This window comes from Micromonospora sp. WMMD961 (assembly GCF_029626145.1).
Taxonomy (GTDB): domain Bacteria; phylum Actinomycetota; class Actinomycetes; order Mycobacteriales; family Micromonosporaceae; genus Micromonospora.
Genome location: NZ_JARUBJ010000002.1, coordinates 5411936 through 5431984, shown reverse-complemented (window position 1 = coordinate 5431984; position 20049 = coordinate 5411936). Strand labels below are relative to the sequence as shown.

The following is a 20049-nucleotide window of genomic DNA, read 5'->3' as shown; positions in this document are numbered from 1 at the left end:
GGGCGGGTGGCGGGTGCGCCCGCCACACGCCCGCACCGGGGATGGACCGGGTGACTAGGCTCGACCGGGTGGAGCAGACCCGAGGCCGGTTCGCCGGGCCGCCGCTGACCCCCCGTACCGCCGTGATCTGGTCGGTGCTCCGCGCCGAACTGGACCGGCGCGGCGACGCCGAACTCACCGTGCTGGACGTGGGCGGCGGCACCGGCGGTTTCGCCGTCCCGCTGGCCCGCGCCGGGCACCGGGTCACAGTGGTCGACGCCAGCCCCGACGCGCTCGCCGCGCTCACCCGCCGGGCCGCCGAGGCCGGTGTGGCCGACCGGATCGCCGCCGTGCAGGGCGACGGCGACGCCCTCGCCGGGCTGGTCGAGCCGGCCGGCGTCGACCTGGTGCTCTGCCACTCCGTGCTGGAGGTGGTCGACGACCCGGCGCCCGTGGTGGCGGCACTGGCCACCGCGTTGCGTCCCGGCGGCGCGGCCAGTGTGCTGGTGGCCGGGCGGGCCGCCGCCGTGCTGGGCCGCGCGATGAACGGCCACCTCGACGTCGCGACCGCGCTGGCCACCGACCCGGCCGGCACCGCCGGGCCGCGGGACACTCTGCGACGACGCTACGACGCCCCCGGCGCCGCCGCGCTGCTCGGTGCCGTCGGGCTCGTGGTCGAGGAGATCCACGGGGTACGCGTGCTGGCCGACCTGCTGCCGGCCGCGGTCGCCGACGGGCAGCCCGCCGCCCTGGTCGAGTTGGAACGGGCGTTGGCCGCCCAGCCGCCGTACCGGGACCTGGCCGCCCAACTGCACCTGTTCGCCCGCCGGCCGGCATGAGCGACTCGCCGGTCGTGGCGCCGCTGGCGGTCCTCGGGCCCGACCACGGCGGCGGCCGTCTCGCCGACGTGCTGCCCAGCGCGCTCGCCGTGCTGGGCGTCCCCGGCGCGGCCGACCCGCTCGGGCTCGTCCCCGCCCTGGCGGGGGTACGCCGGATCGCCGTGCTGCTGGTCGACGGGCTCGGGTGGTACCAGCTGCCGACCGCCGCGCCGTACGCGCCGACCCTCGCCGGGCTCGCGGCGACGGTCGCCCGGCCGCTCGTCGCCGGTTTCCCGTCCACCACCCCGACCAGTCTGGTGTCGCTGGGCACCGGCGTGGCACCTGGCGAGCACGGGGTGCTCGGCTTCACCGTGCGCGTGCCCGGCACCGACCGGGTGCTCACCCACACCGACTGGGCTGCCGACCCGTCGCCGTTGACCTGGCAGCCGGTCACCACCCAGTGGGAACGTGCCCGGGCCGCCGGTGTGGCGGTGACAGTGGTGAGCCGGCCGGAGTTCGGCGGCAGCGGGTTGACGGTGGCCGCCAACCGCGGCGGCGACTTCCGGGGTGCCGCCGGCGGGGAGGCGGTGGCCGCCGCCATGCTGGCCGCGCTGGCCACCGGCCCCGGGCCGACACTGGTTTCCGGTTACCACGCCGACCTGGACCGGTACGGCCACGTCTACGGAGTCGACTCGGAGCCCTGGCGGGTCGCCGCCGCCGAGGTGGACACTCTGCTCGCCCGGCTGGTCGACGGGCTGCCGCCGGACGCGGCACTGCTGGTGACCGCCGACCACGGCCAGCTCGACGTACCCGCCGCACACCGCTTCGACCTCGACACCGACCCACGGCTGCGCGCCGGGGTGCGGCTGGTGGCCGGTGAGGCTCGGGTCCGCTATCTGCACGTCGAGCCGGGCGCGATCGACGACGTGCTGGCCGCCTGGTCGGAGGTGCTGGGCGACGCGGCCCGGGTCCGTACCCGCGACGAGGCGGTGGCCACCGGCTGGTTCGGGCCGGTGCCCGAGGAGCACCTGGGCCGGATCGGCGACGTGGTGGTGACCTGCAACGACACGTACGCGGTCATGGCCAGCCGCACCGAGCGGCCGATGGCGTCGAAGCTGGTCGCGTACCACGGGTCGGACACCGCCGCCGAGCTGACCGTGCCGCTGCTGGTCGTCCGCGGCTGACCGGCGTACGGTCCGGCGCACTGGTGGGTGGTGGTGTCGTACCCCCGGGTTAACCTGCCGGGATGGGCCGCAGTCAGTCGTTGCCCCGGGGCGACGATCCGCGCTTCGGGCCGGACGCCGACGACTCCGGCAGCCCGATCCTGCACGTCGACATGGACGCGTTCTTCGCCGCCGTCGAGGTACGCCGCCGACCCGAGCTGCGCGGCCGACCGGTGGTCGTCGGCGGCGTCGGGCCTCGTGGGGTGGTCAGCTCGGCCAGCTACGAGGCCCGCCGGTACGGGGTACGCAGCGCGATGCCGACCAGTCAGGCCCGCGCCCGCTGCCCGCACGCGGTCTACCTGCCACCGGACTTCACCGCCTACAGCGCCGCCTCCCGGGCGGTCATGCAGATCTTCCGGGACGTCACCCCGCTGGTCGAGCCACTCTCTCTCGACGAGGCGTTCCTCGACGTCACCGGCGCCCGCCGACTCTTCGGCTCCCCGGCCACCATCGCCCGGCTGATCCGCCGCCGGGTCGCCGACGAGCAGGCGCTGACCTGCTCGGTCGGGGTGGCGCCGAGCAAGTTCGTGGCCAAGCTGGGTTCCACCCGGGCCAAACCGGACGGCCTGCTGGTCGTACCGCCGGGGCAGGTCCTCGACTTTCTGCACCCGCTGCCGGTGGACGCGCTGTGGGGGGTGGGGGAGCGGGCCGCCGAGGCGCTGCGCCGTCTCGGCCTGGCCACGGTCGGTGACCTCGCCGAGGCACCGGTGGGCATGCTCCGCCGGGCGGTCGGTGCGGCCTCGGCGGCGCACCTGCATGAGCTGGCCTGGGGGCGAGACCCGCGCGGCGTCAGCCCGGAGCACGTCGACAAGTCGATCGGCGCCGAGGTGACCTTCGACGTCGACGTGGCCGACCCGCTGGAGATCCGCCGCGCGCTGCTCGCGCTCAGCGCGAAGGTAGGCGTCCGGTTGCGGGGTTCCGGGCAGGTCGGGCGCACCGTGGCGCTCAAGGTCCGGTTGGCGGACTTCCGCACGGTCAGCCGCTCCCGCACCCTGGACGTGCCCACCGACACCGCTCGGGAGATGTTCGACACCGTCTGGGCGCTCTACACCGCATTGGACCCGGGCGAGCGGGTTCGACTCGTCGGGGTCCGGGTCGAAGGGCTCGCCCCGGCGCGGGGCGCTGCCCGGCAGCTGACGCTCGGCGCGCCCGAGCGGGGTTGGCGTGAAGCGGAAGCTGCCGCGGACGCCGCCGCTGCCCGTTTCGGGCGGTCCGTCATAGGTCCGGCCAGTCTGATGGGCGACCCTGACACCCGCCGAAAGGAAAATCCACCGCACCCATAGGTCGTCCCGCTTTCCGACGCGCGACCCCCCTCGTAGACTTGCGGGTAAGCAGCCGGTTGGCTGCCACGGTCTGTCGGCCCGAGTGGGCCGACTCAACGTGACCGGGGAGGAGTGCCGTGCCGCTCTCGGAGCACGAGCAGCGGCTGTTCGATCAGATCGAGCGGTCGCTTGCCGAGGACCCCAAATTCGCCTCGGCCGTGCGCGCCAGCGATCCGCGCTTCCATGCGCGGCGTCGCCTGCTCGTCGCCGCCGGCGTCATCATCGCTGGCTTGGCTCTACTGGTCTATGGCGCGGTGATCAAGACTCCACCACTGGCGGTGGCGGGCTTCGTCGTCATGCTGGCGTCGGCCGCGTTCGCGGTGCAGTCGCACCGGCGGGCGCAGTCACCCGACCTGCACGTGGTGGGCGGCACGACGAGTCGTCGTCGCCCGCGCGGTGGCCGATCCGGTCGCCGGTCGTCGATCCTGGACCGCATGGAGGACAGGTGGCGGCAGCGCCCGGAGGGGCACCGGTGAGCCGACCCCGCCGCTGAGGCGGCCGTACGCCGCTGAGGCGGCCGTACGTCGCGACGAGCAGGTCGCCGGGCACCACTCCCGGCGACCCTTGTCGTGCCCGCCGTCTGCCTGCCCGACCGACCGGCCCGACCGCCCGTGCCTGGCCGCCCGTGCCCGCCTGCCTGGCCGCCCGACCGAGCCTGCCCATTCTTTCCCGCGCGAGATCGTGCTCGATCCTGGGTGTAGGGGCATCGTGCGCTTCGGGAGGGGCCTCTTTCCTGGATCGAGCACGATCTTGGGCGGCCGGTCTCTCGTGTGCCCCAGGGGAGCTGGCAGGCGGGCTCGTGGTCGGGGCGGCGGCGGTGGGCCGCCGCCCCTGACCTAAACCTGCGGTGGGTCAGCGGGCCGCCCGGTCGGCCAACAGCCGGCGGGGGTTCCAGCGCAGCAGGTGGTACCGGGTCCTCCCGGTCAGCGCCACCATTCGGCTGGAGGCGTCCGCCAGGGCGGTCCTCCAGCGCAGCAGCACCGACGGTGGCAACACCGCGGCGACGAGACGGGTCCGCCGGTCCGCCCGTGCGGCGAGTGCCCCACGGACCACGCGGAGCGCCGACGACAACCTCTCACCGGTCAGCGGATCCCGCGCGTACCGGGCCCGCTCCTCCGCCCTACCGAGCAGCCGCGCCGACTCCACCGCCGCGTCGTCGTCGAGCGTGTCCCGGACAAGCCGGTCCGCGGTCGCCCTGGGCGTTTCGGTCCGGTCGACCGGCACCCGGAAGTCCACCAGGGTGTCGAGCAGCTCCGCCCAGGCGGCGTGTGCGTCGGCGCGGGCACGGTTGGCGTCCGCGCCGACCACCACCGCGCGGAAGCCCGGCTCGGCGCCGTCTTCGACGACGGTGGCGGCCACGGTGGCGTTCGTCGTCCGGCCGCCGCGCCGACGTCGCAGCGCGAGCCGGCGCAGAGCAGGCACCGCGAGTAGGGCCAGCAGGGCCAACAGGCCCGCCGCCCACCAGGGCCAGACCGGTGGCTGGTCGCCGGGGGTCGTGCCGCCGGCGGAGAACCCCTCGTCGATTTCCCGGTCCGCGTTGTCCGGCCCGGCCGGCCCGGCCGACGCCCCGGGGTCGGTCGGGGTGCCCGTGACACCGGCACCCGGCGTGGACGGCTCCGGCGCGTCGGTATCCGGTGCCCAGGCCGATCGGGTGGAGCCGGGCACCCCGTACGCCGGGGTGGCGTCGAAGGGCACCCAACCGACGCCGTCGAAGAAGACCTCGGTCCAGGCGTGCAGGTTGAGGTTGGTCAGCGTGAACGTGTCACCGTCGCGATTGCTGCCGTTGGTGAACCCGAACGCCACCCGGGCCGGGATGCCGGACGCGCGGACCAACCAGGCCATCCCCGCCGCGTACTGCTGGCAGTAGCCGACCTTGTTGGTCAGGAAGTTGACGATGTCCTGCCCGCTGCTGCCGCTCTCGGTGCTCAGTCGGTACTTGAACCCGTTGTCCGCGGAGAAGTGCTGGTAGATCGCCAGCACCCGGTCGTAGTCGGTGCGCTTGCCCTGGACCAGCCCCTTGACCAGCTCGTCCACCTCGGGCACCCGCTCGGGGGTGGCGGTCATCTGTCGGCGTACCGGGTGGTCCGCCGGGAGCGGCGGCGCGGCCCGCAGCACCGCCGGAGTGTACGTCGAGCGGACGTAGTCGAAGGAGTACTTACGGCCCCGGGAGTTCTCCCGGTTGGAGAAGACGATCTGCTGGTTGGGGTCGTACAGCCAGTTGCTGCTGAGGTCCTCGGTGCGCACCGGCTCGGCGTACACCGGCATCAGCGCCATGCTCAGGCTCTTGGTGACCTCGACGGTCGCCCGGTAGGTGGTGCGCTGCACACCTCGGCCGGCCCGATCGGCCGGGTCCGGCAGGTCCCGGTTGGCCGGCCGGCCGCTCGGGCTACGCGCCAGGAAACCAGCCGGGCGCAACTCGTCGGCGACCGCGTAGCGCAGGTAGAACGGGTTCTCCTCGGTCGTGGTGACCTTGACCATGTCGAACACCTGGGACTGGTTGAGCTGGCCGGCGAGCGACGCGAACAGGTCGATCCGACCGGAAGTGCCGCCCGAGCCGGTCCCGTTTCCGGTGCCGTTGCCCGGCCCCCGGCTGATGCTGTCGAGCAACCCACCGGTCATGCCCGGCACTGCCAGGGGCAGGACCACCGCCAGGGCCACCCCGATCACCGCGAGCCGGCGACCGGCGGACGCCAGGGGTGAGGCCTCCCACACGTCGACGTCGCGGCCGTCACCGGTGAACCGTCGCCCGAAGCGGCGTACGCGGTCGACGTTGTCGGTGACCAGCAGCCAGAGGTAGCCGGCGGCGCCCACCACGAACGGCACGGCGGGGACGCTGTCCACGTAGACGGCGACCGGCACCGAGTAGATGGCGAGCATCGGCAGCCCCGCCAGCGCGGGTCGGCGCAGCCCGACGGCCAGGACGTCGACGAGTACGGCGACCCCACCGACGCCGAGCACGGTGATGAACAGCAGCGGGTCGGTGTCGGGAACCTCGACGCCGTACGAGCGCATGTCCTGTCCGGATCCGGCGATCAGGTCGCTGAAGTGCGCCAACGTGCCCGGCGTCGGCAGGAAGGCGAGCAGCTCCGTGCCGCTGGGGAACAACCAGGTCAGAGCGAGGACCAGACCGGCGAGCATGCCCAACACCTGACCCCACAGGGGTGCTCGGGCGAGCCTGGTCAGCGCGGCCACCCCGGCCACCACCGCGACCGCGATGATGGACTCGATCAGCCACGTCCAACTCTGGAAGATGGCCGACAGCGGCGCGGCCGCCAGCAGTGTCGCCGCGGCCGCCACCACGCCGATGTTGCGACTGGCGTTCATGAGGGGAACCTTCCGTTCATCGCACGCCGCCGGCCACCGTCTCGGCCAGTGCGGCGCGCAGGGCGAAGCCCTGGGAGCCCCGACCGGCCTGCGGCCACAGCGCGGGCAGTCGGCTGCCGTGGTCGACTCCGACCACCCGCCAGCCGCTCCGCACCATGGCGAGGACGGCGGTGCCGTGCGCGTGCTCCGCCTCGGCGCGGGCCTTCTCCGGCAGGCTGAGCCAGGTCGAGCTGTTGAGCAGGAACCCGACACAGGTGGCGCCGTTGCCGCGCAGCCCGGCCAGCAGCTCGGCCTCGGCCACGCTCACCGTGCCGAACAACCCGATGATCAGACCGCCGTCGGCGCGTTGGCGGACCCGTTGCACGAGGTCGGTCACCTCGGCGCGTTGATCCAGCCGGACCTCCGCGAGGTGGTCGAGCAGCGCCCCGTCACCGCCGGCCTCCGAGGCGTCCACGTCCGCCCCGGAGCCGGTGACCAGACGCAACTTGTAACCGGCCTGGCGCAGGTGCACGGCGATGCTCGCGGCGGCGGAGACCGACCACTCGAAACTGGCCGTCGGCCCCTCACCGCGGTGGCCGTACGCACGGGTGTCCAGGACGACCGTGGCCCGGCTCTCCCACGGCTGCTCCTCACGGCGCACCATCAGCTCACCGGTGCGAGCGGTGGACTTCCAGTGCACCCGACGCAGGTCGTCGCCGCGCCGGTACTCCCGGGTCGCCGCGTCGTCCTCGCCGTGCACCGCCACGGACCGGGCCCGGCTGTCGCCGCTGCCCGCGTACTCCCCGGGGAGCCGCACCGACGGCAGTGAGGTGACCTGCGGGATGACCGTCAGGTGGTCGGTGCTCGGGAAGGACCGGGTGAGTTCACACAGGCCGAACGGGTCGGTCATCCGGACCACCAGTGGGCCCACGTCGTAGCGACCCCGCACGTCGGCCCGCACGGTGTACGCCACGGAGGTGGCCTGGTGCGCGCCGAGGCGCTCCAACACCACCCGGGGCCGGCTGCCCAGCGCGTAGGGCAGCCGGTCCTCGAGGAGGAGGGTGCCGGTCGGCAGTCGGGAGAGGTTCTGCAGGCGCAGCACGACCCGCGAGTTGGCGCCGACCGGAACCCGGTGCGGGTCCAGTGAACGGTTGCAGGCCAGCTTGTATCGGCTGCGTCCGACGTAGGCCGCCGCCAGCAACGGCAGGATGGCCAACAGCACCGCAACCCGCAGCAGGTCCTTCTCGCCGAGGATGCCTGCCGAGATCGCCGCCGCGAGCGCGGCGGCGAGGAAGGAGCGCCCGCGGGTGGTCAGCCCGCGCAGCCCGGCACGCACGTCACGGCCTCCGCGGCTCGTAGGGTGCGCGGCCGTTGCCGGTGGCGGGCCGGGTGTCGTACGGGTTGCGCTGCCGGTCGTGCGGCAGCGGAAGGCGGTGCACCAGCTCGGAGACGATCGCGTCGGTGGTGCGCCGGGCAAGCTGCGCGTCGGCGGTCGGGATGATCCGGTGCGCGAGCACGGGCACCGCCAGGGCCTGCAGGTCGTCGGGGAGTACGTAGTCGCGGCCCTCCAGGGCGGCGACCGCCCGGGCGGTGCGCAGCAGTTGCAGGGTCGCCCGGGGGGAGGCGCCGAGCCGCAGGTCGGGGGCCTCGCGGGTGGCGGTGACCAGGTCGATCGCGTACTGCTTGACCGCGTCCGCGACGTGCACCTGTCGGACGGTGGAGATGAGCTGCCGGACGATGTTCGCGTCGGACACCGGGCGCAGCTCGTGCAGCGGGTCGGTGGCACCGTGCCCGTCGAGCATGGCCAGTTCGGCGTTGACATCCGGGTAACCCATCGCGATCCGGGCGGTGAAGCGGTCGCGCTGCGCCTCGGGGAGGGGGTACGTCCCCTCCATCTCGATCGGGTTCTGGGTGGCGATCACCATGAACGGGGTCTGCAGCTGGTAGGTCACGCCGTCGACCGTGACCTGCCGCTCCTCCATGCACTCCAGCAACGCCGACTGGGTCTTCGGCGAGGCGCGGTTGATCTCGTCACCGACCACCAGGTTGGCGAACACCGCACCCGGGCGGAACTCGAAGTCGTGCGTCTCCTGGTTGTAGACGCTGACGCCGGTGACGTCGCTGGGCAGCAGGTCGGGGGTGAACTGGATCCGCCGCACGGTGCAGTCGATGGACCGCGCGAGGGCCTTGGCCAGCTTGGTCTTGCCGACACCCGGGACGTCTTCGATCAGGAGGTGACCCTCGGCGAGCAGGACGGCCAGGGCGAGCCGCACGGTGGCGGTCTTACCCTCGATGACCTGCTCGATGTTGGCCACGATGGCCTCGCTGGCGGCGCGGAACTCGTCGTGCGGCAGTAGGCCGCCCACCTCGTCCCAGGTCTGTTGTGTCACGGGCCTCCTCCTCGTCGCCGTCACGGCAGCTCTGAAATAGAGCACCTGGACCCGCCGTTGGGTTCGCGACGTCGAGCCTCGTTTGCCGCAGGAATCTCACTGGTCTCTCAGGCTAACCATGTTTGTCGTTATCGCCGACCCCCGCAGGTAGTCCGTCGGTTACGCACCGAATATTCGCCAGCCGGGGGATGCGTGTCTGTTCTGCCTATCGGTACCCGGTGTCCCGTTCGCCTGGACGGACCGGTCGGCGGTACGCGGGCGCTCCCGGCGGCGAGGTACACTGCGGGACATGGCCGGAGTCTTCCTGCTTCTTACCGGGCCGTGCTGATGCGCTGAACGCAGCGACAGCACGGCGGCCCCTCCTGCGCGAGGGGCTTTTTTGTGCCCGTCGCCGGCCCGGCCCGGTGGCGCCGAGACGAAGCGAAGCGAAGCGAGGAGAGACGATGAGTGAGGCAGCCGCACCGGCGGGCGACATCCCCCCGTTCCGGTACACCGCGGCCCTGGCCGGCGAGATCGAGATTCGTTGGCAGGACACCTGGTCGCGCGAGGGCACCTTCCACGCACCGAACCCGACCGGCCCGCTGGCCGACCCGACCCACCCCCGCGCCGGCGCGGAGAAGCTGTACGTGCTGGACATGTTCCCGTACCCCTCCGGAGCGGGCCTGCACGTCGGTCACCCGCTGGGCTACATCGGCACCGACTGTTACGCCCGCTACCAGCGGATGGCCGGCCGTAACGTGCTGCACGCGATGGGCTTCGACGCGTTCGGCCTGCCCGCCGAGCAGTACGCGGTGCAGACCGGCACCCACCCGCGTACCACGACGGTGGCGAACATCGAGCGGTACAAGGCGCAGCTGCGCCGGCTGGGCCTGGCGCACGACGAGCGCCGCTCGGTGGCGACCATCGACACCGACTTCTACCGCTGGACCCAGTGGATCTTCCTGCAGATCTTCAACTCCTGGTACGACCGTGACGCCGGCCGGGCCCGCCCGATCGCCGAGCTGATCGCCGAGTTCGAGGGCGGCAACCGACCCACCCCGGACGGCCGGGCCTGGGCCGAGCTGAGCGTCGCCGAGCGCCGCGGAGTCGTCGACGACCACCGCCTGGCGTACGTCTCGCAGGCCCCGGTGAACTGGTGCCCGGGGCTGGGCACCGTGCTGGCCAACGAGGAGGTCACCGCCGACGGTCGGTCCGAGCGGGGCAACTTCCCGGTCTTCAAGCGCAACCTGAAGCAGTGGATGATGCGGATCACCGCGTACGGCGACCGGCTGCTGGACGACCTGGACAGCCTGGACTGGCCCGAGCCGATCAAGCTGATGCAGCGCAACTGGATCGGCCGCTCCCAGGGCGCGCACATCGACTTCCCGACCAGCGCGGCGCCGGTGCAGGTGTTCACGACCCGTCCGGACACCGTCTTCGGCGCGACCTACATGGTGCTGGCGCCCGAGCACGAGCTGGTCGACGCGCTGGTGCCGGACGCCTGGCCGGACGGGACGAGGGACGCCTGGACCGGCGGGCACACCAGCCCCCGGGCGGCCGTCGAGGCGTACCGCAAGGCGGCGGCGGCCAAGACCGACGTCGAGCGGCAGGCCGACAGCAAGGAGAAGACCGGCGTCTTCATCGGCGCGTACGCCACCAACCCGGTTACCGGCGGGCAGATCCCGATCTTCGCCGCCGACTACGTGCTGGCCGGTTACGGCACCGGCGCGATCATGGCGGTGCCGGCCCAGGACGAGCGGGACTGGGCGTTCGCCGAGGTCTTCGAGCTGCCCATCGTGCGTACCGTGCAGCCCGCGGAGGGCTTCGACGGCAAGGCGTACACCGGGGACGGTCCGGCGATCAACAGCGCCGCGCCCGAGCGCGGCCTGGACCTGAACGGCCTGGGGGTCGCCGACGCCAAGGCGGCGATCATCGCCTGGCTGGAGGCGAACGGGCACGGCACCGGCGCGGTCACCTACCGGCTGCGCGACTGGCTGTTCTCCCGGCAGCGCTACTGGGGCGAGCCGTTCCCCATCGTCTACGACGAGACCGGCGCCGCCATCGCCCTGCCGGAGGAGATGCTGCCGGTCGAGCTGCCGGAGGTGGACGACTTCTCGCCGAAGACGTTCGCCGCCGACGACGCCGACAGCAACCCGGAGACCCCGTTGTCGCGGCGGCGTGACTGGGTCGAGGTCGAGCTGGATCTGGGTGACGGGCCGAAGCGCTACACCCGCGAGACCAACGTGATGCCGCAGTGGGCCGGCTCCTGCTGGTACGAGCTGCGCTACCTGGACCCGACCAACAGCGATCGGTTCGTCGACGCCGAGAACGAGCGCTACTGGATGGGCCCGCGCGCCGACGGTGACTGCGGCGGCACCGACCTGTACGTCGGCGGCGCCGAGCACGCCGTGCTGCACCTGCTGTACGCGCGCTTCTGGCACAAGGTGCTGTTCGACCTGGGTCACGTGTCGTCGTTCGAGCCGTTCCGCAAGCTGTTCAACCAGGGCATGATCCAGGCGTACGCGTACACCGACTCGCGCGGCAGCTACGTGCAGGCCGAGGACGTGGTCGAGCGCGACGGCGCGTACTACCTGGAAGACCTGGTGGTCAACCGCGAGTACGGCAAGATGGGCAAGTCGCTGAAGAACGTGGTGACCCCCGACGACATGTGCGCCGCGTACGGCGCGGACACCTTCCGGGTGTACGAGATGTCGATGGGGCCGCTGGAGGTGTCCCGACCCTGGGAGACCCGGGCGGTGGTCGGGTCGTACCGGTTCCTGCAGCGGGTGTGGCGGGCCGTGGTCGACGAGCAGACCGGCGCGCTGCGGGTCACCGAGGACCCGGCCGACGAGGCGACCCGTCGGCTGCTGCACACGGTGATCGACGGTGTCCGTGGCGACATGGACGGCATCCGGTTCAACACCGCGATCGCCAAGCTGATCCAGCTGACCAACGGGCTGACCGGCCTGTCGGCGACGCCCCGCGAGGTGGCCGAGCCGCTGGTGCTGATGGTGGCGCCGTTCGCTCCGCACCTGGCCGAGGAACTGTGGCGCAAGCTGGGCCACGACACCTCGCTGACGTATGCGGACTTCCCGACCGCCGATGAGGCGCTGCTGGTGGCCGACACGGTGACCTATCCGGTGCAGGTCAACGGCAAGGTCCGGGGCCGCATCGAGGTCCCCGCCGACGCCGCCGAGGAGACCGTCCGCGCGGCGGCCCTGGACGCGGTGGCCGCGACCCTGGCCGGCAAGGAGCCCCGCAAGGTCATCGTGGTCAAGGGCCGGATGGTCTCGGTAGTCGCCTAACCCGCCCCGGCCCGCCCCGCCCCGCCCCGCGCCGGCCCGCGCCGATCATGGAGTGGTGGTGGCTGACTCATCCCCATAGGGGGTGATTGATCCCCACCACAACTCCATGATCGACCCAGCGGTCGGGTGGGACGGGGTGGGTCAGACGGGCATGGTGCGGCGGCGGCGCTCGGCGCGCCACCACTGGTGGACGAGCACCACGCTGGCGATCAGGCCGAGGCTGGCCGGGGCGGCGGCGTACCAGTTGACCTGGCCGGGGGAACTGACTGCGGCGCCGATCGCCGCGTAGCCGAACGCGGTCGGCGCGGAGGCGATGACGCTGCCGGCCAGGAACGGCAGCACGCGGGCACCGGTCGTGCCGTAGCCGTAGCTGACCAGACCGAAGCCGGCGATCGGCAGCAGGCGGACGGTGACCACACCGAACACGCTCTGCCGGGCGAACCATCCGTCGAGGCGGGCCAGGCGACCACGGACCCGTTCGGCTACGAACTCCCGGCCGAGCAGCCGGCCGACCGTGAACCCGATCGCCGCGGCCACCAACGCGGCGCCCAGGGCGTACGCGGCGCCTTCCAGCGGGCCGAAGATCGCGCCGGCGGCGAGCGTGATGAAGGTCCGGGGGACCAGCGCGACCAGCAGCAGCGCGCCGCCGAGGATCGCGGCGACCGGGGCGAGGTCGCCCAGCCGGTCGGCCAGCAGCGGAAGGTGCTCCGGATCCGGCCGGGGCACCAGGAGCAGCAGTAGCCCGCATCCGCCGATCAGCAGCACGAGCAGGGCGAACCGGGCGGCCGACGGCTGCCGGAGCAGCCGTCGGACGGCGCGGATCATGCCCGGGCGGCGGCCACTGCGGAGCGGCGCTCGTTGCGGAGCCGGTCCGACCAGGTGTCGTCGAGCGGCGGGAGCTGGTGCGCCCCGGTCGCCCAGCGCAGCAGCAGGTCGGCCAGGGCCGGGTTGCGGGCCAGCGCCGGGCCGTGCGAGTAGGTACCGAGCAACTTGCCGCGCCACGCGCCCTCGGTGGTGCCGTCGTTGCCGACCCCGGCGCTGATCCGGGCCAGCGGGGAGACCTCGGGGCCGAGGTGGGTGCGGCCACCGTGGTTCTCGAAACCGGTCAGCGGGGGCAGACCCAGCCGGGGGTCGATCTCACCGGCCAGCTCGCCGACGGCCCGGCTCTCGCCCCGGTCGGACCGCAGGTCGAGCAGCTCCAGGCCACGGCACTGCACACCCTTGGCGAAGAAGGACGTGCCGAGCAGTTGGTAGCCGGCGCAGACGCCGAACACCACCGACCCCTGGGCCACCGCCCGGTGCAGCCCGCCGTCGGCGAGCAGCCGCTGTGCGCCCAGCGCCTGTGGGCCGTCCTCGCCGCCGCCGACCAGGTAGATGTCGGCCGTCGCGGGCAGTTTCTGGTCGGAGCGGACCTCCAGCACCTCGACCGGCATCCCCCGTTGGCGGGCCCGGCGGGCGAGGATCAGGGCGTTGCCCCGGTCGCCGTAGGTGGACAGCAGGTCGGGGTAGATCCAGACGATTCGTAGGCTCTCAGATGACACGGTCCAACTCCGCTCGGATGTCCTGGAACGCGGTGTAGTTCGCGATGACCTCCAGCCGCCCGGGCGGGACCGACCGGATGGCGTCGTCGAACGTGCGGACGTGCTGGAAGGGCACGTCGTTGACGTCCAACCGAACCGCCAGGTCGTATGCCCGGTCGCCGGTGATCAACACCTGCCGGCCGCGGAGCGGGGCGAAGTCGACGTCGAAGAGCCAGGACGTGTCGAGGCCGTCGGGGTCGCGCGCGTTGATGGAGAGCAGGGTCGGCGCGTTGTCGGCCATGTCGAACGCCTCCAGCCAGCTGGCCGGGTTCTTGGCCAGCAGCAGCCGGATGTTGCGCCCGTCCTTGTCGACCTGCGCGTAACGACCGGCGACCGAGGTGACGATGCCGAGGCGGGACACCGCGTCGACCGGACGGACACCGAACTCGGCGGCCACGGCCAGCGCGGTCGCCGCGTTGCCGACATTGACCTTGCCGGGCAGTTGGAGCGAGACCTTGTGCCAGGCGCCGGTGGGGTCGAGCACACCCTCGTCCTCGACGACCCACTGCGGCTCCGGCCGGCGCAGCGCACAGCCCGTGCACCACCACTGCTCGCCGGAGCGCTCGATGGTGGAGCCGCACTCCGGGCAGACCCAGGAGTCGTCGTGCCAGCGCTGACCGGCACTGAACCAGGTCACGTGCGGCGGGTGGATGCCGCGGGCGGGGTCCCCCGGCGGCGTGGCGGCCCAGACCACCATCGGGTCGTCGGCGTTGGCCACCACCCGGACATCGGTGTGCCGGACCAGGGCCGCGCGCCAGAGCTGCGCCATCATGGCGACCTCCTTGGCGCGGTCCAGTTGGTCGCGGGAGAGGTTGAGCAGCGCCACCACGTGCGGCTCGGTCGCCTCCAGCACCTGGGCGAGGTAGTGCTCGTCGACCTCCAGCACCGCGTACGGGGTGCTGCCGGCCTTGGCCAGTGCCGACGTGTGCCCGCTGGGCATGTTGGCGCCGAACGAGTTGGTGGCGACCCGGCCGAGCACGCCGACCGCGGCGGAGGTCAACCGGGTGGTGGTGGTCTTGCCGTTGGTGCCGGAGACGAGCGCGATCGCACGCCCGGCCGACAGGTGGGCCAGCAGGTCCGGGTCGATCTTCAGGCCGATCCAGCCACCGATCACCGAACCGTCGCCACGGCCGGCCGCCCGGGAGAGCGCCGCGGCGGTCCGTGACACGGAGCTGGCCACCTTGGCCCGTAGGGGCATTTTCGCGTCCGTCACGCGAGCGAGGTTACCGGACCGCCCGCCCCTCCAGATCGCCGCCGACGGTGAACCGTTCGGCCGTGGCGGCTGGGCGGGCGGCCGGTGGCGCCTCCGCCGGACGGAGTCGATCTATGTCGGAAAGCGGACCACGCCGGAGGGGCGCGGCGGCCCTCCACTCCGCTCCACCCCTGTTGACGTGCGGTTTTGCCATTGGTTCGGGCGCGCCACGCGGGCGAATCTGGTTGCGGGTGGAGGGAAGTGGAGTAGAGTGGGGACCAATGGTGAGGCCGGGAGGGCTCACCGGCCCGGGGGGTCAGCGGCGCCGCGAACGCCGCTCAGGGGCAAGGGGGGTAGGGCCGTGTTTCTCGGCACCCACACTCCACGCCTGGACGAAAAGGGCCGGCTGATCCTTCCGGCCAAGTTTCGAGATGAGCTGGCGGGGGGTGTTGTGGTCACCAAAGGGCAGGAGCGCTGCCTCTACGTCTTCCCCACCCCTGAGTTCCAGCGCATCGCGGAGCAGTTGCGCGCGCAGCCGATGACACACAAGGCGGCCCGGGCCTACAGCCGGGTCTTCTTCGCCAGCGCGCACGACGAGGTTCCGGACAAGCAGGGTCGGGTGACCATCCCCGCTCACCTCCGGGCATATGCCGCACTGGACCGTGAGTTGGTGGTGATCGGCGCGAGCACGCGGGTGGAGATCTGGGACAAGGTCGCCTGGGAGACCTACCTCGCCGAGAGCGAAGACGACTTCGCCGACATCGAGGAGGGGGTGCTGCCAGGCGGTCTGTAGGGCGGAACGGCGCCCGACGTACTGCGAGATCTCCAGCCGCTTTCGAGTTCCTGGCATCCCTTCCCCGGTGCCAGGCGCACGATCCAGTCATCGGTGCGAGTCCGGTGTCAGGCGGGAGCGGATGGGGATCTGGCGGTACGACGGCAGCGCCGTCCGACGACAGGCGCACGAGAAGAACGGACGTTTCAACCAGTGGGGGTCGACATGGGGGAGTTGCGCGGCACGCACGTGCCGGTGCTGCTCGAGCGGTGTCTCGAGCTGCTGGCCCCCGCGCTGGGTCGAGGCGGCCGGACGGTCCACGTCGACGCGACGCTCGGCCTGGCCGGGCACGCGGAGGCGGTGCTGGAGGCGCACCCGGAGACGGTCCTGATCGGGCTCGACCGGGACACCGAGGCGCTCGCCCACGCGCGGGTCCGACTGGCTCGGTTCGCCGATCGGGTGCACCTGGAGCACGCCGTCTACGACGAGTTGCCGGATGTGCTGGACCGGCTGGGTTATCCGGGCATCGACGGGATCCTGTTCGATCTGGGTGTCTCGTCGTTGCAGTTGGACGCGCCCGACCGCGGGTTCGCGTACGCCCAGGACGCGCCCCTGGACATGCGGATGGACCAGACCCGGGGGGTGACCGCCGAGGAGGTGGTCAACACCTACGCACATCCGGACCTGGCTCGCGTGCTGCGGGTCTACGGCGAGGAGAAGTTCGCCGGCCGGATCGCCTCGGCGATCATCCGGCAGCGGGAGCGTGCCCGGATCACCTCGTCCGCGTTCCTGGCGGAGCTGGTTCGGGACTCCATTCCGGCGCCAGCCCGACGAACGGGTGGGCACCCGGCAAAGAGAACGTTTCAGGCTTTAAGGATCGAGGTAAACAGAGAGCTGGCAGCGCTGGAGACAGCGTTGCCATCCGCGCTCGACGCACTGACCGTGGGGGGTCGCATGGTGGTCCTGTCCTACCACTCGTTGGAGGACCGGCTCACCAAGGCGGCGCTCACGGACCGGGTCCGCAGTAAGGGCCCGGTCGACCTCCCGGTCGAACTTCCCGGGTCCGGTCCGACGTTCCGGCTACTCAGCCGGGGCGCCGAACTGCCCGGGGAGGCGGAGGTCGCCGCCAACCCGCGCGCCGCTTCGGTGCGGTTGCGGGCCGCGGAACGACTCGACCCGAACGCGACAGAGCTTGGGCGGACCGACCGCGAACGGTCTCGCCGACGGGTGAAGGGAATGCACCAACCGGGCACGGGGTCCGCCTGATCCGTGGGGGGTCAGGGGCGCCGGGACGGCAGAGGGACGGACGTTGAGGGGGAGGGACATGAGCATTGACAAGCGCGACCGCCGGGGCGTCACCGGCGGCGAGCAGCGCGCACCGCGGTCGGGGGGCCGGATCGCGGCGGAGCGAGCTCCGCGCCTCGGAAACGGTACGCCACGCATCGATCGAGTGAACCGGCAGGGGGAGGCTCGCGCCCGGGGGGCGCGCGAGTTCCCCACTCAGGGCACCGCCGCGCTGCGGCCGGTCGAGAAGGCCGGCGCCGCCACCAGCGCGCGCCCGCCCCGGCTGCGGGTGGCACCACCACCGCCGGTGTCGGTGCCGCGTGCGCCGTTCGCGGCGCTGATCGTGGTGCTGGTGGTCGGTGGGGTGCTGGGCATCCTGGCGGTCAACACCAAGATCAATGAGAACGCGTTCCGGTTGGAGCGGTTGCAGCAGCAGCAGGCTCGACTGGACCTGGAGAAGCAGCAACTGGACAAGCAGATCGCCGAGTTCGAGGCGCCGGGCAACCTGACCGCCGAGGCACGGCGGCTGGGTCTGGTCGACGCCGGCGAGCCGGGCTACATCCGGCTGCCGGACGGCAAGACCATCGGCGTGCCGCAGCCCGCGACCGGCCAGCCGTCGGTGACCAGCCAGGGTGCGGGAGGCTGACCGGTGCCACCGAGATCGGACGAGCCGCGCCGGGACCCGAAGGGGGCCCGGCGCGGTTCTTCGCGTGATGCCAGCCCCGCCGACAACGAGTCGCGCACCGGCGAGCCCGGCATCGGGGGCATCTCCGGTGCCCGCGCGTACACCCCGAGGGGTCGGACCGTCCGCGACGAGCGCGGCACGTCGGCGCGCGCCGGGGGCGCCGAGCAGCGACGTACGCCGCGCAGCACCCGTTCCGGCGACCCGTTCCGGCCGGCGTTGCAGGTGCTCGACGGCGGCCGGGCCGCCGCCCGTTCCGGCCGGCGCGACGCCCCGGCCGCCGGGCGCGGCGGCGTCGTGCGCACCGTCTCCCCGCGCACCCCTCGTGCTCCGGGTGTGGACGAGCCCGCGCCGCGCCGCCGGAGCACGCCGCGCGCGCCGCGCCGCCCCGACCGGCCGGTGGCGCGCCGTCCGTCCCGCAAGCCTCCGCGCCCGCCGAAGCTGGCCGACTCGCGGCTGCGTCTGCGGTTGGGCACCGTCCTCGCCCTGACGCTGTTCGCCAGCATCGGCATCCGGTTGGTCTTCCTCCAGGCGGTCGACGCTCCGGCGTATGCCGGGGGCGGCATCTCCGACCGCCTCCGCACGGTCGAGCTGCCGGCGCCGCGGGGCGCGATCTACGACAGCACCGGCGCGCCGCTGGCCCGCAGTGTCGAGGCGCGCTACGTCTTCGCCGACCCGACCGAGGTGAAGGATCCGTCCGCCACCGCGAAGGCACTCTCCCCGCTGCTCGGCATCCCGACGTCGAAGCTGGTCGAGCTGATGAAGCCCCGCAGGCTGGAGAACGGCAAGTCGTCCACGTTCGCCTACCTGGCCCGAGGGGTGGAGATCCCGACGGCCAAACGGGTGCAGGCGCTGGAGCTTCCCGGCATCGGGGTGCACCGCGACGAGAGTCGTGACGTGCCCGGCGGCGACCTGGCGGCCAATCTGATCGGCTTCACCAGTCAGGACATGGCCGGCCTGGAAGGGTTGGAGGCCCGCTACGACGACGTGCTCGCCGGGCAGGACGGCAAGCGGGTGTACGAGGCCGGCCTCGGCGACCTGGCCGCACCGATCCCGGGCGGCTACAGCCGGACCACGCCGGCCAAGCCGGGCAGCTCGCTGACCCTCACCATCGACCGTGACCTTCAGTTCCGCACCCAGCAGATCCTCAGCGCGGGCATGGCCCAGGCGCGGGGCGGCACCGGCGCTGCCGTGATCATCGAGATCCCCTCAGGCGCGGTGCTGGCCCAGGCCAGCAACCCCACCTACGACGCGGCGAAGCCGATGCCCAGCGACCCGGTCGCCCGTGAGGACGCGGCGACCAGCTTCGTGGTCGACCCCGGCTCGGTGCACAAGGCCATCACCTACGGCGCGGCCCTGCAGGAGGGGGTGATCACGCCGGACACCGTGCTCCCCATCGCCAACAGCATCAAGATGGGCGACACCTGGTTCTCCGACACGCACCCGGCCGACGGCAAGCGGATGAGCGTGCCGGGGATGCTCGCCTACTCGTCGAACGTCGGCACCATCACGATCGCCGAGAAGCTCGGCCGGGACCGGTTGATCGACTACCAGAAGCGGTTCGGGCTGGGCAAGCCGACCGGCGAGGGGATGCCCGGCGAGGCCAGCGGGCGACTGCTGCCGGCCGACGAGTGGAGCGGGTCGTCGCGTGGGTCGGTGCCGATCGGGCACAGCGTCGACGCCACCCCGTTGCAGATGGCCGCCGCGTACGCCGCCATCGCGAACAACGGCACCTACGTGCAGCCGCATCTGGTCAAGGAGGTGATCGGCCCGGACGGCAAGCGCACCCCCGCGCCGGCCCCGGCGACCCGGTCGGTGCTCAGTCCGCAGAACGCGGCGGCCCTGCGCACCATGCTGGAGGCGGTCACCACTGTCGACCACGCCACCGGCCTGACCGCCGCGGTCCCCGGCTACCGGGTGGCCGGCAAGACCGGCACCGGGTGGCGGCTGGTGAACGGCAAGAAGCAGCCCGGTGAGGTGTCCTCGTTCATCGGCATGGCTCCCGCCGACAACCCCCGCTACGTGATCGCCGTCTTCGTCTACGCGCCCAACGGCGGGGGCGCGGCGATCGCCAATCCGGCGTTCCGCGACATGATGCAGTTCACTCTGCGTCACTATCGCGTGCCGCCGTCCACGGGCGGTTCCGCACCCAAGTTCACTGTCTATCCGCGCTGAGCAGCGACGGCGGGACATCATCGGTGAGTGCCGACGAACCACCGG

General features: G+C 72.6%; 14 protein-coding genes and 1 pseudogene. 9 read left to right on the top strand and 6 right to left on the bottom strand.

Annotated elements, in window-relative coordinates:
- Positions 1–41: 41 nt before the first annotated feature.
- The 4 genes from O7614_RS24465 to O7614_RS24450 all read left to right on the top strand — a co-directional run bounded on the left by O7614_RS24465 (position 42) and on the right by O7614_RS24450 (position 3818).
- Positions 42–818 (top strand): methyltransferase domain-containing protein, encoded by a 777-nt coding sequence (locus O7614_RS24465; RefSeq protein ID WP_278140797.1) that lies wholly within the window; start codon positions 42–44, stop codon positions 816–818.
- Complete coding sequence (locus tag O7614_RS24460; RefSeq protein WP_278140796.1) at positions 815–1981, top strand: nucleotide pyrophosphatase/phosphodiesterase family protein; 1167 nt, start codon at positions 815–817, stop codon at positions 1979–1981. The genes O7614_RS24465 and O7614_RS24460 overlap by 4 nt, the downstream gene beginning before the upstream one ends.
- A gap of 62 nt (positions 1982–2043) precedes the next feature.
- The gene (locus O7614_RS24455) at positions 2044–3303 is read left to right on the top strand and encodes a DNA polymerase IV (RefSeq protein ID WP_278140795.1); all 1260 of its coding nucleotides are present in this window, start codon (positions 2044–2046) and stop codon (positions 3301–3303) included.
- A gap of 116 nt (positions 3304–3419) precedes the next feature.
- A complete protein-coding gene (locus tag O7614_RS24450; protein ID WP_278140794.1) occupies positions 3420–3818 on the top strand; it encodes a DUF3040 domain-containing protein in 399 nt (132 codons plus the stop codon).
- Between the two features lie 376 nt (positions 3819–4194).
- Here the strand turns inward: O7614_RS24450 and O7614_RS24445 are convergent, their stop codons facing one another.
- From O7614_RS24445 to O7614_RS24435, 3 genes are read right to left on the bottom strand one after another with little or no spacing between them, the layout of a single operon-like run.
- On the bottom strand, positions 4195–6666 hold the full coding sequence (locus tag O7614_RS24445; protein WP_278140793.1) for a DUF3488 and transglutaminase-like domain-containing protein: 2472 nt from the start codon (positions 6664–6666) through the stop codon (positions 4195–4197).
- Positions 6667–6682: 16 nt separating this feature from the next.
- Positions 6683–7981 carry a DUF58 domain-containing protein gene (locus O7614_RS24440; RefSeq protein ID WP_278140792.1) on the bottom strand — a complete coding sequence of 433 codons (1299 nt, stop codon included), beginning with the start codon at positions 7979–7981 and terminating at the stop codon, positions 6683–6685.
- Between the two features lies 1 nt (position 7982).
- Entirely contained in the window at positions 7983–9035 is a 1053-nt protein-coding gene (locus tag O7614_RS24435; RefSeq protein ID WP_088988401.1) for a MoxR family ATPase, read from the bottom strand.
- Between the two features lie 443 nt (positions 9036–9478).
- On the opposite strand from O7614_RS24435, the gene leuS reads away from it, so the two are divergent.
- Entirely contained in the window at positions 9479–12319 is a 2841-nt protein-coding gene (leuS, locus tag O7614_RS24430; RefSeq protein ID WP_278140791.1) for a leucine--tRNA ligase, read from the top strand.
- 141 nt (positions 12320–12460) lie between these two features.
- Here the strand turns inward: leuS and O7614_RS24425 are convergent, their stop codons facing one another.
- Genes O7614_RS24425 through O7614_RS24415 form a run of 3 tightly spaced genes read right to left on the bottom strand, consistent with a single transcriptional unit; the run spans position 12461 to position 15097 of the window.
- The gene (locus tag O7614_RS24425) at positions 12461–13144 is read right to left on the bottom strand and encodes a VTT domain-containing protein (protein WP_278140790.1); all 684 of its coding nucleotides are present in this window, start codon (positions 13142–13144) and stop codon (positions 12461–12463) included.
- Positions 13141–13860, bottom strand: a complete 720-nt coding sequence (locus O7614_RS24420; protein WP_278140789.1) for a glutamine amidotransferase — start codon at positions 13858–13860, stop codon at positions 13141–13143. Before O7614_RS24420 ends, O7614_RS24425 begins: the two co-directional genes overlap by 4 nt.
- Complete coding sequence (locus tag O7614_RS24415) at positions 13850–15097, bottom strand: MurT ligase domain-containing protein (RefSeq protein WP_278142362.1); 1248 nt, start codon at positions 15095–15097, stop codon at positions 13850–13852. The genes O7614_RS24420 and O7614_RS24415 overlap by 11 nt, the downstream gene beginning before the upstream one ends.
- Before the next feature lie 355 nt (positions 15098–15452).
- Here O7614_RS24415 and mraZ point away from each other — a divergent pair, with 355 nt between their 5' ends.
- The 4 genes and pseudogenes from mraZ (at position 15453) to O7614_RS24395 (ending at position 20004) form a co-directional block, all read left to right on the top strand.
- Positions 15453–15884 (top strand): division/cell wall cluster transcriptional repressor MraZ, encoded by a 432-nt coding sequence (mraZ, locus tag O7614_RS24410; protein ID WP_030488958.1) that lies wholly within the window; start codon positions 15453–15455, stop codon positions 15882–15884.
- 204 nt (positions 15885–16088) lie between these two features.
- Positions 16089–17198 (top strand): annotated as a pseudogene (rsmH, locus tag O7614_RS24405) (16S rRNA (cytosine(1402)-N(4))-methyltransferase RsmH).
- On the top strand, positions 17188–17793 hold the full coding sequence (locus tag O7614_RS24400; protein ID WP_278140788.1) for a hypothetical protein: 606 nt from the start codon (positions 17188–17190) through the stop codon (positions 17791–17793). The pseudogene rsmH and the gene O7614_RS24400 overlap by 11 nt, the downstream one beginning before the upstream one ends.
- Positions 17794–17796: 3 nt before the next feature.
- Entirely contained in the window at positions 17797–20004 is a 2208-nt protein-coding gene (locus O7614_RS24395; protein ID WP_278140787.1) for a penicillin-binding transpeptidase domain-containing protein, read from the top strand.
- Positions 20005–20049 lie beyond the last annotated feature (45 nt).